Raw genomic sequence first — 14,443 nt, 5'->3', positions numbered from 1 at the left:
AATGAAACCTAGACACAAACGACTGGCATTTGTCGCAGGTGGGATCGCCGCACTTGGTATCGTCACAGCGTTGCTGCTAAACGTATTCAACAGCAATATGGTGTTCTTTTTCAGCCCCTCGGATGTGCTTGCGGGCAAGGTGCCCGTAGAGAGAGACTTCCGTCTTGGTGGCATGGTTGAGAAAGGAACACTTGAGCGAGAAGATGATGGTCTGACGACGTATTTCTGGGTGACTGACAACCACCAGCGTATCCGCGTTACATACAAAGGCATCCTCCCTGATCTCTTCCGCGAGGGTCAGGGTGTAGTGGCGCAGGGCCAGCTCGATAAATCCACCGGTTTGTTTTCTGCCAGCGAAGTACTGGCTAAACACGATGAAGAATACATGCCGCCTGAAGTAGCTGAGGCTCTGGAGAAAGGAAAGAACATGAACAAACAACAATTAGGACAAAGCGAAATGCCTAATGGAGGTGCTTTGTAATGGTTCCGGAGTTAGGTCATTTTGCATTAATAATGGCGCTAGTCATTGCGATAGCACAAACCGTACTTCCCATCTGGGGCGCGCAAACCGGTAACAAATCCCTGATGGCAGTTGCCCGTCCTGCGGCACAGGGGCAGTTCGTATTTGTAGCGATTGCCTTTGGCTGTCTGGTGTCTGTATTCGTCAATCATGACTTCTCCGTGCTCTATGCCACCAATCATTCCAATTCTCAGTTGCCCTTGTTGTACCGCGTTTCGGCAGTCTGGGGCGGCCACGAAGGCTCAATGTTACTGTGGATACTGATGCTTTCTGGTTGGGGTCTGGCGGTATCCGTGTTCAGTCGTAAGTTGCCCGTGGACATGGTTGCGCGCGTTATCGGCGTACTGGGTTTTGTCGCGATTGGTTTCATGCTGTTTACGCTGATTACCTCGAATCCTTTCGAACGTGTATTGCCCTCTGCAATGGACGGACGCGATCTGAATCCGCTATTGCAGGATCCCGGACTGGCGATACATCCGCCGTTGCTATACATGGGATATGTAGGTTTCTCTGTGGCCTTTGCTTTCGCGATTGCCGCCCTGATGAGTGGCAAGATGGACGCGACATGGGCGCGTTGGTCTCGTCCCTGGACAACAATTGCCTGGGTGTTTCTCACCCTGGGTATCGCCCTTGGTTCCTGGTGGGCCTACTATGAACTCGGCTGGGGCGGCTGGTGGTTTTGGGACCCGGTTGAGAACGCTTCGTTTATGCCTTGGTTGGTTGGAACCGCTTTATTGCACTCGCTTGCGGTAACTGAAAAACGTGGCAGTTTTAAGAACTGGACGGTATTACTAGCGATATTCGCCTTTTCTCTCAGTCTCCTTGGTACTTTCCTGGTTCGTTCAGGCGTACTGACATCTGTACACTCGTTCGCGTCCGATCCGGATCGCGGTATCGCTATTTTAGTCTTCCTGGCGATTGTTATCGGTGGTTCACTCGCCTTGTACGCCTGGCGTGCACCGTCGGTTGGCATTGGTGGTAAGTTCTCGCTGGTATCTCGTGAAACTTTTTTGTTAAGTAATAACGTATTGCTGGTAGTGGCCTGTGGCGCAGTGCTGCTCGGCACTTTATACCCACTGTTACTAGACGTAATGGGCAAGGGTAAGATTTCAGTTGGACCTCCCTATTTCAATGCGGTCTTTGTACCACTGATGACACCGCTGATTTTCCTTCTGGGTATCGGGCCTTTCGTACGTTGGAAAAAGGCATCGTTGGGTGAAGTTATGCTGCGCCTGAAATATGCGGGTGCGGTGAGTATTGTTACGGCAGCTATCGTACCCTTTATGATGGGGCATTGGTCGTGGGGCGTGAGTCTCGGAATATTGCTGGCAATGTGGATTTTCAGTACCGTTGTCACCAGCATCGTGACGCGACACAAGCAACGCATCAAGGCTGGTGCGGCACTAGGTAAGATGTCACGTAGTTATTACGGGATGCAATTAGCACATACTGGTATCGGTATTTTCATTATCGGCGTTACCCTGGTCAACGGTTACCAGGAAGAAAAAGACGTACGTATGGATATAGGTGACACCGTGGAAGTCGGTGCCTATCTCTTCCGTTTTGACGGTGTTTCCCAGGTGAAGGGGCCTAATTACGTTGCTGAACGTGGTGTTGTAACTGTCTTTCGTGACAACGCTCAGGTCACAGTGATGCATCCGGAAAAACGTTTTTATAACGTGCAGCAACAGGTGATGACGGAAGCGGCGATCGACACCGGATTGGTTCGCGATCTATATGTCTCGCTTGGCGAACCGATTTCCCGCGGTGCATGGAGTGTCCGTGTCTATGAAAAGCCCTTTGTTGATTGGATCTGGGGTGGTTGTGCGTTGATGGGACTAGGCGGAATCCTGGCGATCAGTGACAAACGTTACCGTCTTGTTTCGCGTAAGGAAAAAGAGGAAGCTGAAAACGCAAAAATTAAAGCGGGAGCAAAAGTCAAAACTGCGGAGGTCAATGCCTGATGTTACGATTTATCGCGCCATTGCTAGTTTTTGTTGGCCTGGTCGTGGTCTTCTATATTGGTCTCGGCAAAGACCCGCAGATACTCCCGTCTGCCTTGCTCGATAAACCCGCACCGGCATTTAATCTTCCCCAATTGCACAAGGCCGACATGCAATTCGCCAATGAGGAAATGAAAGGCAAGGTGTGGCTGCTAAATGTATGGGCCTCCTGGTGTGGTGCCTGTCGTTCCGAGCACCCTCTGTTTATGGAAATAGCCCGCAAGGGTGAAGTGCCGATGATAGGCTTGAACTATAAAGACAAACCAAACGATGCCATGACCTGGTTGCGTCAGCTTGGTGATCCCTACATGCTTAGTGTCTCTGACATGGCCGGTAATGTGGGAATCGACTACGGTGTATACGGTGTTCCCGAAACCTTTCTTATCGATAAAGAAGGTGTGATTCGTTACAAACATGTCGGTCCTGTTTCCCGTCAGGATTGGGAGACAATTTTGAAGCCCAAGATTAAGGAGCTGGAAGGATGAAGAGTGCCGTTGTAGCCATCCTGCTAGGTCTGTTGGCCCTGCCGGTTTTTGCTAAGGACGCTGTGCCTTTACTTGATTCTGCAATCGACGAGGAACGCTATAAGGCGCTTACCTCTGAACTGCGTTGTCAGAAGTGTCAGAACCAGACTATATACGATTCCAAAGCTGGACTTGCTGACGACCTGAAGCGTGTCGTGCGCGAGCAGATGAAGCAGGGTAAAACAGATAATGAAATCGTTGACTATATGGTCGCACGTTATGGTGACTTTATCCGCTATAAACCAGCCTTCAAGTCATCCACGATGTTCCTCTGGATTGGTCCTTTTATTCTACTCATCATTGGCGTGACCATGCTGTTTGTTCAATTGCGTAAGCGCCGTCTGGTGGCGGCTGATGATGTGCCGCTCAGCGCGGAAGATACAGCGCGCGTCGAAGAACTACTCAAGAAATAAGACGGGGAAGATTAGCACATGATAGCTTTCTGGTTTATCGCGGTAGTCTTTATCGCTATTGCGTTAGCATTCCTATTGCCACCTTTATTGAAAAAGCGTCCGCAAGATTCAAAACTTGTCGATCGTAAAGATTTAACGGTCAATGTTTATAAGGATCAGTTTGAAGAGTTGGAAAATGACCTGAAAAACGAGGTCATCAGCCAGGAGCAATACGATAGCGCCAAGGCGGATATCGAACGCAACTTCCTTGAAGACATGAAGCGTCTCGAAGAAGGTGACGAAACAGCAGAAGCGGTTACGCCTACATCGGCCAAAATGTCTGCCATGGCACTGATAGCCGTGGTTCCTGTCTTGGCCATTATCCTCTATGGCACCTGGGGAGCGGGAGCACGCGGACTAGATCCCGACAGTGCCGAACCCGAGGTAAATACCGCAGAACACCAGCAGCAGACTATTAACAATATGATTGCACAGCTGGAGCAGCGTCTGGAACAGGAGCCAAATGACCCGGAGGGTTGGTTTATGCTGGCGCGTTCGTATAAATTCCAGAAACGCTTCAAAGAGGCTGCCGATGTTTTCGAAAAGTTGATGCAAATGGGTGGTGACAAGGTCCCCGATGCATTGGCGGCTTACGCTGATACCGTTGCAATGGCATCCGGTCGTCAGATCACGCCTAAGGCCATTAGTTTGCTGGAGAAGGCGATTGAGCTTGATCCGAATCATGTGCAGGGCTTGTGGTTAATTGGTACTGCGGCATACCAGCAAGGTGACTTTAAATCCGCGCTGGGGTTTTGGGAGCGATTGATTAAGGTGTTGCCTCCAGGATCGAACGAGGCACAGCAGATAGCTGCGAATATTGACGAGGTCCGTTCCCGTCTTGGCATGGCTCCCTCTGCTCCGCCCAGTATGATGACACCGCCGATGATGCAACAGGGTGGAGTTGCGAGCGGGAATTCAGTGGCGGCTGCAGGTGGTGGAATTAAAGAAGTAAATGGAACTGTCATGCTGGGTGGCGCCATCGCCAGTAAGGCCAGTGCTGATGACACCGTTTTTATATTTGCCCGCGCTGCTGACGGGCCACGTATGCCGTTGGCTATCGTTCGCAAACAAGTAAAAGATCTTCCGTTCAAGTTTAAACTAGACGATTCGCTTGCGATGAACCCGAGTATGAAGCTATCAGGGTTTGGTCGCGTAATCGTTGGAGCACGTATCTCGAAGACGGGTAATGCCATGTCGCAACCCGGGGATCTCGAAGGCTTTAGCGATGAAATACGCGTCAATTCCAGCTCTGGAATTAGCGTTATTATCAATTCCGAAGTCAGATAAGGACACAGGGCGTGGCGTTTCGTCACGCCCTTTATTTAATTTTCTAAGAACAATTTTGCCTCTTCAATTGCCCCAATAATCAAAGCTTATCGCTTGTTCAGCTTGTGTTTAACTGAGTAAATCGTTTGCTAATTTCCCAATCGTTTAAAAACAAGCGCTTCGATAATTTGTCCCCTCAATTCAATTTTCTGAACGAAATACTCGATCAATCAAATCATCTGATTGGGAAGTTGCTTGGATCAATCCTATAATTGCGATAAGAAGTTTAGAAAAGGCTTATATAGCCAAGGACAGAAAGATTAATACTTCTGCTTATCCGAAGGATCGGACAGTTTTATTAATAACCCCTATGAGGTAAACGTCATGAGTGACAATGTAAAAGCCGCCCTTTTTCTTTTAGCCTTTGCCATGATACTGCCGGTGATGTATCTGGCGCCAACTATCTTGAATGCGTTGACTGATATCGCCATTCACTAAGATTGCCTGAGCGGCACAACATAGCCGATCCGGAACGGCGACTGGCCCGTCCGGGTCGGTTATGGTCTCCGGACAATAGTTAGCTTTTCCCACTAAAAATTTCCAAATCTTGTCAACCAAATCCCTGCTCGCCCGTTGCTATCATTAAGGTGGTCACAGGAATTCGCAAAATGCAGTTAGTAACGGTATCTTACGACCTCATGGAAGGGGAAGGCCGGGACGGCGCTCAGACAGTAAATATCAGGAATGCGCTGAATATATTTTTTCAGGGCGTGGAAAGACGTGCCTACCGCATGGCCTATATTGCTACCTATAATCGTGAGGATGCGTTGGATCTTGTGCAGGATGCGATGTTGCGACTGGCACGCAACTACGCGCAAAGACCAAACGAAGAATGGGCGCCTCTTTTCCATCGCATCTTGCAGCATCGAATTACCGATTGGCACCGCAAGCGTAAAGTCGAACAATGGTTTGGCAGCTGGTTTGGTCGGTCGCGAGATGAAGACAATCAGCCGGAACCGTCGCTTGAAATTGAAGACGTTCGCTTCGAACCGGGTAGAACCGTATTCAATAGCCAGGCATTGTCGCGACTGGATGAGGTCTTGCACGAGCTACCGTTACGCCAACAACAGGCGTTTCTATTGAGAGCTTGGGAAGGTTTGGATGTGCAACAGACAGCTGAGGCTATGGGATGCTCGGCAGGCAGCGTTAAAACCCATTATTCCCGCGCCATACATACCGTGCGTGAAAAACTGGAAGGGTATTGGCCATGAAACATGATGATGAAGATGAGTTGTTGCGCAGGGTCAAACGACAACTTGATGAAAAGGCGGACGGACTCGATGGCGAAACCCTGTCTGATTTGAATCAGCGTCGTCAGGCAGTGCTTAATCAAGCTGGCAAATCAACGCCGGTAGCTGTTTGGCAAAACATCATGGCCTTGAGCAGCAATCATCCCTGGGCAATACCAGCCTCAACGGCGGCCGTCGCAGTAGTGGCCATTTTGACCTGGAATGTCTGGAACAACAGTACATGGATCAGTCAGGTAGAGCCAGGTGTGCTCGAAGATATGGAATTGCTCAGTAGCCATGAAAATCTGGAATTCTACAGTGAGCTGGAATTCTATGAGTGGCTGGAAGATGAAGCCAATTCCGGTTAGGTACTGGTTAATGGGGATTTGTATAAGTCTAGTGCTTATACCCGTCGCTGCAAACGACGATCAGGATGCGCCTGATCTTGCGTTTCTGGAATTTATTGGTAGCTGGGATACTGGCGACCAGCAAACTGTGGTTGATCCTTTCGCCTTACTCGATGTTAAAGACGATCAGTTTTCGGAGTTTGCAGAACAGGAAAAACGTGATGAATAATCGAATCGTGAACCTGCTAATTTTGATCTGTTTGAGTTTCCCTTTGTTGGCGGAAGATACCGTCACGCCTTGGGAGGCATTGTCGCCTGCGCACCAGAAAATGTTGAGTGCGGCAAAAGAACAGTGGAATCAATACCCCGCAGAAAAACAACAACGATTGATTAGAGGTGTAGAACAATGGCAGAAAATGGATGGCGATCAGAAGAGGGTATTTAAGCAGCGTTTTCAACAATGGCAGGAAATGTCGCCGACAGAACGCCAAGTATTAAGAGAACGTTTTAGGTTATATAAGAATATGCCAGCCGAAAAGCAACAGTCAATACAGCGGCGGTCGAAGTGGTTTCAGACATTACCAGAAAGCAAGCGACAACAACTTCGACAAAAATGGCAATCCATGACTCCGGCACAGCGGCAACAAATACGACAGCGTTTGCGCCAGTCTAGTCCCAGACAACGACGTCCTATGCTGAACAGGCAAAGATAGTTTGTTGTGTTAGCAATAATTTTAGGGCTGTTGCTGGTATTGGCGGGAACTACAGCATTGGCGCAGGATGCAGAGGCTGAATTGGCACCAGAGCCAGTTTCTTTTGCGTCACTCTTTATCAATGTCGATTCGGGAAATACCAAAGACAGTCAGATCTATGTCGAGCTGGCCCTACCCTATGACTATCGCTTTTTTGTAGGCGCCGGGCGAACTAAGAATTCTTCGCCAACGTTTGTCAATACGCAAAGTTTTTTTACCGGCTATAGTAGCGACCCAGTCCAGCCTTTAGTTAGTGGTTTGGAATTTGGAAGTTGGGGTAACACCGAAGCCTTGATTACACGGCATTTGCGCGGGAGCCTGAGCTATAACAGTGATAATTGGCAATTGTCTCTGCGATCCTCCTTGAAAGGCATTTCTGTAGCGACTAAGGCTCTCGTTAGGTGGCAAGATCCCAGTATTAAAAAGTTAGAACTATATGGTATGGGAATTGATTTGAGTTGGACATACTATACGTCGTTTCTAGTGAATGTTGGCGCCCATTGGCAAGAAGAACGCTATAGTCGTGATTTGTCGGTCATTGACCCAGATAGAGTTATGCAGTGGCTATCCTATAAAGCGAGTTCACTATCCTCAGGTCTTATTCAAAGGTCGAATAGTATTTTTTGCGAATACGAAATTTTGCCTTTCGTCTTTCGAATCAATGTCGCCAGGACTGTTTCGGCCATTGGTCAGGAACTCCAATACGCCTCTACACTCGGTCTAATATGGTATCTAAACAAACACTTTGATGTCGAATTGAGTGGAGGTATGCAGTACGATCGAGCGTCTGACTCCTCAGTAGAATTCATGGGTGTTTCAAGTAGTTTTTCCTGGTAACGAAAAATTTCAAATTTCTTGTCAACCGATCCCAACTCTCCACGTTGTCCTGTTTGTAGCGCTGAATAATCTGGTTGATTAAACGCGCAAGAATTAAATAAATCCATAGGAGAGTGCTATGAAGTTCGTTACATTAAGAAAACGATTATTGAAGTTTGGGGCGCTGCTACTGGCGGGCATACTTTCAAGCTGCCAGCTGAATTTGGCAGATCGCTTTTCCAACAAGATTGCTGAAGAAGTAGGTGAAGTATATATCGCTATTACCGATGCCCAAGGTGACTTTTCCCTTTACGATGTCGATGTGAATTCCATTACGCTTACCAAGCGGGATGGTTCGGTTGTCGAAACCCTTCCCGTTAAGACACGTATTGATTTTTCACAATATGTCGACATGACGGAATTAGTAACCGCAGCAAGAATTGGTTCTGGTGATTACACCAGCGCCACGATGACACTGGATTATAGCAATGCGGAAATTCGAGTTGAAGACATCAACGGAGATGCGGTACTTGTTAGTGATATACGTGACAGTAGCAACAATCCTGTTACTGAGTGGAAGGTGAAAGTTGATCTCGATCGAGACAAGCCTTTACGCATATTTCCGGGCGTTCCGGCACACTTGAGCCTGGATTTTGATCTAAAGGCCTCGCATAGCATCGAGTATGATAGTGCTGGTACACCCGTGGCATTGACCGTCGAACCCGTTCTTATCGCTGATCTGGATCCTCAGACATCTAAAGCCCATCGTCTGCGTGGTGTTTTGAACAAAGTCGATGTTGTTAACAATACGTTCGACGTTTTCATGCGTCCTTTTCATCACAAGCTCGACAAAGACCACGGCTTTGGTGGCGTGACAGTTTCTGTTGCCACAACGACCACGTTCGATATCAATGGCGAAAATTATGCGGGTGAGGAAGGAATAAGTGCCTTGGATGCGCTTCCGGTATTATCTGCTGTAGTCGTCAAAGGTGATCTCAATCTAAAAGAACGCAAATTCATGGCGACTGAAGTTAAGGCGGGTAACAGCGTACCTGGCGGAGAGCTTGATGTTGTACAAGGTAGCGTAGTCGGACGTGTTGGCAATCTCTTAACGGTAAAGGGCGCAACACTCATACGTGCAGGTGGTACCGTTGTATTCAATGACAGGGTTGACGTCGTAATTGCGGAGACTACTCGCGTACACAAGCAAGGTTCACATGAGGACTTTTTGATCGATGATATCTCCATTGGTCAGCGCATTGTGGCTATAGGAACAGTTGGCGATAGCAGTACAGCGGGACTTTCACTTGATGCCAGCCTAGGGCGTGTTGCGTTGCACTACACCGACGTTCATGGTACGAGAGTAGAAAACACAAGTAGTCGTTATGCATTGGTGATGGACGTACAAGCCATTAATCACCGTCGAATTGAAGCGTTCGATTTCGCGGGAACCGGTATCGACGCAGCAAACGATGCAGATCCACAGAACTATGAGATCAATAGTGGCGCGCTTGATGTTGCATCAATTTCTACTGGTTCACCAGTTAAGGTCAGGGGCTTTGTAACGCCATTTGCTAGTGCGCCTGCTGATTTCGAAGCGGTATCCGTCGTCGATGTCGCGAAAGTTAGGGCGATTTTGGTGAGTAACTGGCTTCCTTCATCGGACAATGCGATATCTGAATTTTCTGCGCAGGGAATTACATTGAATATGGTTGGTAATGGTAAATTTCACCATGTTGTGAGAAACGGCAATCGAACCGATTTGTTAGACACTACGGCGGCTCCTAACATAGTTCCAGTCGATGAAGAACGTGGGTTGTGGGCGATTGTTGAAGGACAGACACGTACAGTACACACGCGATTTGAGGAGTTTGTAACGGATCTCGAACTGAGACTATCTCAACAGACAACGTATATTCGAAGCTTGAGTGCGGTAGGGCAGTATGATGATCAGTCTGCGAGATTAGATGCAACGCGAGTAAGAGTCATTCTGGAGTAACAGCAAGCGGCTCGCAAGAGCCGCTTTTTTTACTTGTGTTTGTCAAGCCACTCGGAAGTAGTCAATTAGCTTCTTCAGATCACTAGCCTGAGTTTGCATTTCCTCCGCCGTAGCGCTTAACTCCTCTGATGATGCCGAGTTCTGCTGTGCAACGGAATCTAGTTGTCGGACCGCAGTATTAACCTGTTGTATGCCACTGGCTTGTTCCGATGAAGCGGCTGCAATTTCTTGAACCAATGACGCAGTACGTTTGATGTCGGGTACCAGTTCACTAATAGAATTCCCTGCACCTTCAGCGATACGCAGACTCTGATGAGAGAGTTGTCCGATTTCCTCTGCAATTGATTGACTGCGCTCGGCAAGCTTTCTAACCTCATCCGCTACGACGGCAAATCCTTTTCCATGTTCACCCGCGCGTGCAGCCTCTATGGCCGCGTTAAGCGCCAACAGATTGGTCTTGTAGGCGATGTCCTCCACCATCGTGATTTTGTCGGTGATGTCTCGCATGGCGCCGACAGTTTCAATGACTACTTTTCCACTAGCCTCGGCGCGGTCAGAAGATGTTGTTGCGATGGCTTCTGTTTCACGTGCATTATCCGCGTTTTGGTCAATAGTAGAGCCCATCTCTTCTAAACTAGCCGTTGTCTCTTCCAAGCTGGCAGCCTGTTCACTGGCACCAGAGCTCAGGTTCTGAGAAGAACTGGCTACCTGTTCCGCCGCATCCGCGAGTGATGTTGACGTGTCGATGGCTTGTTTGAAAATATCTGACAAGCGTTCCTGCATTAAACTCATCGACTTCAACATTTGGCCGGTTTCATCAGTGGAATTCACTTCTATAATACGGGTAAGATCGCCTTCTGCAATGGCATTCGCAACCTCAACAGCCGTATTCAGTGGCAGGACTATCGCTCTGGTGATGAGCAAGCCTAGAACAACGGAAAGCGCCACGCTGGCAACAACAACGGTTAGCAAAATAGAAAGGACTGCGGCCTTCGTTGTTGCAATTGCACCGGTTTCGTTTTCCACAGCAGCATCGCCAGAAGATTCAACCGTTTCCAAAAGATCTAAATATTCAGATGCTACTTCCGTATAACGTTTTCTCGCTTCACTAAATGACAGGAAACTCTGAACAGCCTGAGTAAACTCGGTTTCGTGCTGCGACATGTATTTTTTTATAATAGTGTTGTATCGCTGACCCTTGTGTGGCCCTTCGTTGACAGTTGCGCGGAAGGCACTTAGTCCTGTTAATTCGCCAGTGGTTTCCTGCAACCATTTTAATGTGTCACTGAGTTTGGGTAATATTTCATCCGGTGGCTCGTATGCCGCCAGGCGTTGGTAATAGTACTGCCGTTGTAAGAGTGCTATTTGAGATTCCATAGCGCCATCTGCGGCACTCCATTTCTCCGCTAGTCCGCCTTTCCAACTGAGAGCGCGATTAGGTTGGCGACGTAAGGCTTCGACTTGCCCGTCTCCATACTCCTCGGCTAGCCCCATGAAATTTTGAAAATCACGAAAACCAGCCGCAAGATTATGGTGTGCTTGCGCGTAGACGTCATGAGCTCGCATCATCTCTTCGATATTTTTGTTATAGCTGGCTTGCCCTGATTTGACCTGCCGGACTTGATCATCAGGGATTAAACCAGACGATATCATGCGTTGGATAGATTCGTTTGCGGTAACTTCGCCTTCTTTGAGTAGCTTTTTATATTTGAGAATCTCGGGATCATTTGCGTTTCGGCTAGAGGAAAGTAAGATGATTTTTTCTACGGCAAGCATCATTTGCTGTGTGCCTATGCTTCCTTCCATCGAGCCGTCGGCTGCATCCCATGCGGGCCCTGTGACAAAGTCAAGTGAGTTGGACAAACGCTGCGTACCGACAAAGCCTGAAATACCGGCGGCAACGACGAGAACAGCAACAAAGGCAAAACTGCTAATCAGTTTTGCCTTGATGCTGAGCAGACTGAACTTGCTCAGAGAACTGCTCATTCTTGCTCCATATATTTTGCTAGTTAAAATACCAATTCAAATCGAGAGCCTACGACGAGAGCGTTGGCAATTGACTGACGTGCGCTAGGCGTGACGACGTACTGCAGGTCGGGCTGAACGACCATCCACGGCGTAAGTTCCAAACGGTAAGTGACTTCGATATTGGTTTCCTGACCTGAAGGGTTGAAGCTGGAGGCAGACAATGCGTCATATACGAGTTGACTCGTATGTGCATTTGCTACAGCAAAACCAAACTGATCCTTGTTACGGCCGGGAATCAGTCCAGAGTAAACAAAACCAACGCTATAGTAGTAGTCGATAGCATTTAATGAGTCGTTAGCCATGCCGAAGCGTGCAAATCCAGAGAGACCTTGTTCGCCGCTTCCGGATTCGGAAAACAGTTTTCGTTCGGCAACAGCATAGTAGCCGCTATTGTTTTGAGGCGTAATCGCTGAACCAAGAGAGTTCGTTGCCATACTTTGCGTGTAGTACCAGCTTCCGACTGCAAACTTAGTGTATGCAGTTCCCTTGTCTTCAGGATCGGTGGCAAAACCCATTTCCCCTGAGACCAGCAGTCCGTCATTTGCACCGAGTTTTACCTGAGTGCCATTGGGATTATTTGGGTCACCGGCGACACCATCGAGTACCACGCCTTGAGCATACATTGTTGGCGTGAGCTTATACACCGCACGGAAACCAAGTGAAGTTGTTGGAAAGATAGACGGGCCGTTTTCTCCAGACTGAGCGAAGTCCGGGCCTATGCCATGCGAGGAGTTGAGAAACAGCCCCGCAGTTTCCATGACGTCAAATTCAGAATTAAGATCGTAAAGGCCTAGACGAAAGCTCAAAGCATCGTCCAGAAAATTTGTTTCTATCCACGCTTCGTACAATTTAAATGTGTTGTCTGCGTCAATATTGCTTACGCCTTGCATATCACCGACATGATCAGTTGGGCTGCCACCGGTGTTGCCTATAAAGTAGAACGAAGCGCTTACGCCGTTCATGCCAAATGCTTTGCCGGCATCCAGATTGAAAACAAGATCAACATTATCTAGTCGCTCAGTTCCCTTTGCAGCACCGCCACTGAGGTTAGACATAACGTCGGTGACGTAGGCGAATTCGAATCCATATCCCTTGTTTTCCAGATTGGTGCGCGCTCCTCCCCAACTGCCAGTAAGGTTGTCTTGGCTCCAAATTGATTCGGCGTTGGCACTAAGGCTTATGGCAAGTGAAAGCGCCAGGCCTGAAAGTACGAAACGCTTTTTCGATATTTGCTTTTTCATTAAAACTCTCGCTTTTTATAGTGCTTGATAAACTTCTGTAGCTATCGGACGTGTCAGCGAGATGCTTGAGTAATTCACGCAGTTACTTGATAAAAGTAGTCACCTTTTACGTGGGAAATGTGGATGAATAGAAGCGTTGGCGAAGGCGTCTTCACGCGCATGCGTTAATGGCGTATTAATTGAAATTATCTAGACTTAACAGCTCTTCGAAAACTCTCTGGAGTCTGGATGCGCCGCTCGATAATCTTGATGATCTTCAAAGGACTGCTCTTGCTGGCATGCTCGATAAGCGCCAGCGCCATGTCTATTCCTGAAAGAGATCAGGATTTCTATCTAGCGACCGACCAGCTGGTTGGCAAGTATCACGATATCGCGAGACTTCATAAGACGAACTTAAGCAAAAAAATAGGTTTGTCTGTCGACAATCTTACAACAGCTTGGGGTGAACCTAAGCAAGTAAAACAAAATCGAGGAAATCTATTCGGCAGTATTTTTGTGGGAGTGGGGACAGCTCTGCTTGCCCTTCCTAATCCAATCGCTGCCATCGGTCTGGCCAGCGGTGTTGGCGTGCTTTCCTATACGCGTACGCAGGAAACCATGATTTGGGATAAAGGGGACTATCTCATTGAGGTTAACACTCGTAAATCTAGGCGGAGCAGCCAGGTATCATCCTGGATATGGAAATATAAATCCCTAGACCAGGCAGTTCCCATTTTTTCGCCAGGAAAGAGTTCAAAGAATTATTTCCAGATAGGCTTTGGTCGCGGCACTGAGGCATTGATGTCCAGGTCGAGCAGTTACGGAAACGGACAATACTTTGTTTTGGGGCATCGTGTAGCGCGTTTGCTTGACTACCAGTTATTTTTAGAGGCAGGTGTCAACTGGGGATTACCGGGCAAGGCGACCCCAGATGGTGCTCACTGGGTACGCATTCCACTGCATATGGTTGTAAAGACCGAAATGAATGCCAATGGATTTTCTTATGGCGCTGGGTTGGGATATCAGATCGCAAAAGAGTTCGGCAGTGTCAATAATGACGCCAAGGCACTCGGTGGGGCGCGCTCAACTTATGCGTTCATCGAATATCGTTTTTCTCCTCAATTGTCGTTTGGAATACGCGAGAATCTTCAATGGATCGCGACATCATCGCCCGAACACCCACTATTCAGTAGCCAACTGGCCAGTTACGCCAGTGTACGTTTCTAG

14 protein-coding genes are annotated in these 14,443 nt (G+C 48.1%); 12 read left to right on the top strand and 2 right to left on the bottom strand.

Annotated features, from left to right (window positions below; all coding sequences use genetic code 11):
- Position 1 precedes the first annotated feature (1 nt).
- The 11 genes from ccmE to OEZ43_12135 all read left to right on the top strand — a co-directional run bounded on the left by ccmE (position 2) and on the right by OEZ43_12135 (position 9,968).
- A complete protein-coding gene (ccmE, locus tag OEZ43_12185) occupies positions 2-481 on the top strand; it encodes a cytochrome c maturation protein CcmE (protein MDH5546344.1) in 480 nt (159 codons plus the stop codon).
- The gene (locus OEZ43_12180; GenBank protein MDH5546343.1) at positions 481-2,484 is read left to right on the top strand and encodes a heme lyase CcmF/NrfE family subunit; all 2,004 of its coding nucleotides are present in this window, start codon (positions 481-483) and stop codon (positions 2,482-2,484) included. The genes ccmE and OEZ43_12180 overlap by 1 nt, the downstream gene beginning before the upstream one ends.
- Positions 2,484-3,008 (top strand): DsbE family thiol:disulfide interchange protein, encoded by a 525-nt coding sequence (locus OEZ43_12175; protein MDH5546342.1) that lies wholly within the window; start codon positions 2,484-2,486, stop codon positions 3,006-3,008. The genes OEZ43_12180 and OEZ43_12175 overlap by 1 nt, the downstream gene beginning before the upstream one ends.
- Positions 3,005-3,460 carry a cytochrome c-type biogenesis protein CcmH gene (locus OEZ43_12170; GenBank protein MDH5546341.1) on the top strand — a complete coding sequence of 152 codons (456 nt, stop codon included), beginning with the start codon at positions 3,005-3,007 and terminating at the stop codon, positions 3,458-3,460. The genes OEZ43_12175 and OEZ43_12170 overlap by 4 nt, the downstream gene beginning before the upstream one ends.
- An 18-nt stretch (positions 3,461-3,478) precedes the next feature.
- Positions 3,479-4,786: a c-type cytochrome biogenesis protein CcmI gene (gene ccmI, locus OEZ43_12165; GenBank protein ID MDH5546340.1), complete on the top strand. Its 1,308-nt coding sequence runs from the start codon at positions 3,479-3,481 to the stop codon at positions 4,784-4,786.
- A gap of 647 nt (positions 4,787-5,433) precedes the next feature.
- A complete protein-coding gene (locus OEZ43_12160) occupies positions 5,434-6,036 on the top strand; it encodes an RNA polymerase sigma factor (protein MDH5546339.1) in 603 nt (200 codons plus the stop codon).
- Positions 6,033-6,422 (top strand): DUF3619 family protein, encoded by a 390-nt coding sequence (locus tag OEZ43_12155; protein ID MDH5546338.1) that lies wholly within the window; start codon positions 6,033-6,035, stop codon positions 6,420-6,422. Before OEZ43_12160 ends, OEZ43_12155 begins: the two co-directional genes overlap by 4 nt.
- 10 nt (positions 6,423-6,432) lie before the next feature.
- Positions 6,433-6,630 carry a hypothetical protein gene (locus OEZ43_12150; protein ID MDH5546337.1) on the top strand — a complete coding sequence of 66 codons (198 nt, stop codon included), beginning with the start codon at positions 6,433-6,435 and terminating at the stop codon, positions 6,628-6,630.
- Positions 6,623-7,114 (top strand): DUF3106 domain-containing protein, encoded by a 492-nt coding sequence (locus OEZ43_12145; protein ID MDH5546336.1) that lies wholly within the window; start codon positions 6,623-6,625, stop codon positions 7,112-7,114. Before OEZ43_12150 ends, OEZ43_12145 begins: the two co-directional genes overlap by 8 nt.
- Before the next feature lie 6 nt (positions 7,115-7,120).
- Positions 7,121-7,990: a hypothetical protein gene (locus OEZ43_12140; protein MDH5546335.1), complete on the top strand. Its 870-nt coding sequence runs from the start codon at positions 7,121-7,123 to the stop codon at positions 7,988-7,990.
- Between the two features lie 118 nt (positions 7,991-8,108).
- Complete coding sequence (locus OEZ43_12135) at positions 8,109-9,968, top strand: metallophosphoesterase (GenBank protein MDH5546334.1); 1,860 nt, start codon at positions 8,109-8,111, stop codon at positions 9,966-9,968.
- Positions 9,969-10,010: 42 nt separating this feature from the next.
- On the opposite strand, the gene OEZ43_12130 is transcribed toward OEZ43_12135, so the two are convergent.
- Together OEZ43_12130 and OEZ43_12125 are read right to left on the bottom strand one after the other, a co-directional pair.
- A complete protein-coding gene (locus OEZ43_12130; protein MDH5546333.1) occupies positions 10,011-11,954 on the bottom strand; it encodes a methyl-accepting chemotaxis protein in 1,944 nt (647 codons plus the stop codon).
- A 23-nt stretch (positions 11,955-11,977) separates the two neighbouring features.
- A complete protein-coding gene (locus tag OEZ43_12125; GenBank protein ID MDH5546332.1) occupies positions 11,978-13,237 on the bottom strand; it encodes a carbohydrate porin in 1,260 nt (419 codons plus the stop codon).
- A gap of 228 nt (positions 13,238-13,465) precedes the next feature.
- Here OEZ43_12125 and OEZ43_12120 point away from each other — a divergent pair, with 228 nt between their 5' ends.
- Positions 13,466-14,443 (top strand): hypothetical protein, encoded by a 978-nt coding sequence (locus tag OEZ43_12120; GenBank protein MDH5546331.1) that lies wholly within the window; start codon positions 13,466-13,468, stop codon positions 14,441-14,443.

The organism is Gammaproteobacteria bacterium, assembly GCA_029881255.1.
GTDB lineage: Bacteria > Pseudomonadota > Gammaproteobacteria > S012-40 > S012-40 > JAOUMY01.
This window is presented reverse-complemented; position numbering and strand designations above follow the sequence as displayed.

What these genes read in the sequence shown, in the direction of transcription:
- ccmE (MDH5546344.1), top strand. Translation starts at nt 2, where the DNA reads ATGAAACCTAGACACAAACGACTGGCATTTGTCGCAGGTGGGATCGCC.
- OEZ43_12180 (MDH5546343.1), top strand. Translation starts at nt 481, where the DNA reads ATGGTTCCGGAGTTAGGTCATTTTGCATTAATAATGGCGCTAGTCATT.
- OEZ43_12175 (MDH5546342.1), top strand. Translation starts at nt 2,484, where the DNA reads ATGTTACGATTTATCGCGCCATTGCTAGTTTTTGTTGGCCTGGTCGTG.
- OEZ43_12170 (MDH5546341.1), top strand. Translation starts at nt 3,005, where the DNA reads ATGAAGAGTGCCGTTGTAGCCATCCTGCTAGGTCTGTTGGCCCTGCCG.
- ccmI (MDH5546340.1), top strand. Translation starts at nt 3,479, where the DNA reads ATGATAGCTTTCTGGTTTATCGCGGTAGTCTTTATCGCTATTGCGTTA.
- OEZ43_12160 (MDH5546339.1), top strand. Translation starts at nt 5,434, where the DNA reads ATGCAGTTAGTAACGGTATCTTACGACCTCATGGAAGGGGAAGGCCGG.
- OEZ43_12155 (MDH5546338.1), top strand. Translation starts at nt 6,033, where the DNA reads ATGAAACATGATGATGAAGATGAGTTGTTGCGCAGGGTCAAACGACAA.
- OEZ43_12150 (MDH5546337.1), top strand. Translation starts at nt 6,433, where the DNA reads ATGGGGATTTGTATAAGTCTAGTGCTTATACCCGTCGCTGCAAACGAC.
- OEZ43_12145 (MDH5546336.1), top strand. Translation starts at nt 6,623, where the DNA reads ATGAATAATCGAATCGTGAACCTGCTAATTTTGATCTGTTTGAGTTTC.
- OEZ43_12135 (MDH5546334.1), top strand. Translation starts at nt 8,109, where the DNA reads ATGAAGTTCGTTACATTAAGAAAACGATTATTGAAGTTTGGGGCGCTG.
- OEZ43_12130 (MDH5546333.1), bottom strand. Translation starts at nt 11,954, where the DNA reads ATGAGCAGTTCTCTGAGCAAGTTCAGTCTGCTCAGCATCAAGGCAAAA.
- OEZ43_12125 (MDH5546332.1), bottom strand. Translation starts at nt 13,237, where the DNA reads ATGAAAAAGCAAATATCGAAAAAGCGTTTCGTACTTTCAGGCCTGGCG.
- OEZ43_12120 (MDH5546331.1), top strand. Translation starts at nt 13,466, where the DNA reads ATGCGCCGCTCGATAATCTTGATGATCTTCAAAGGACTGCTCTTGCTG.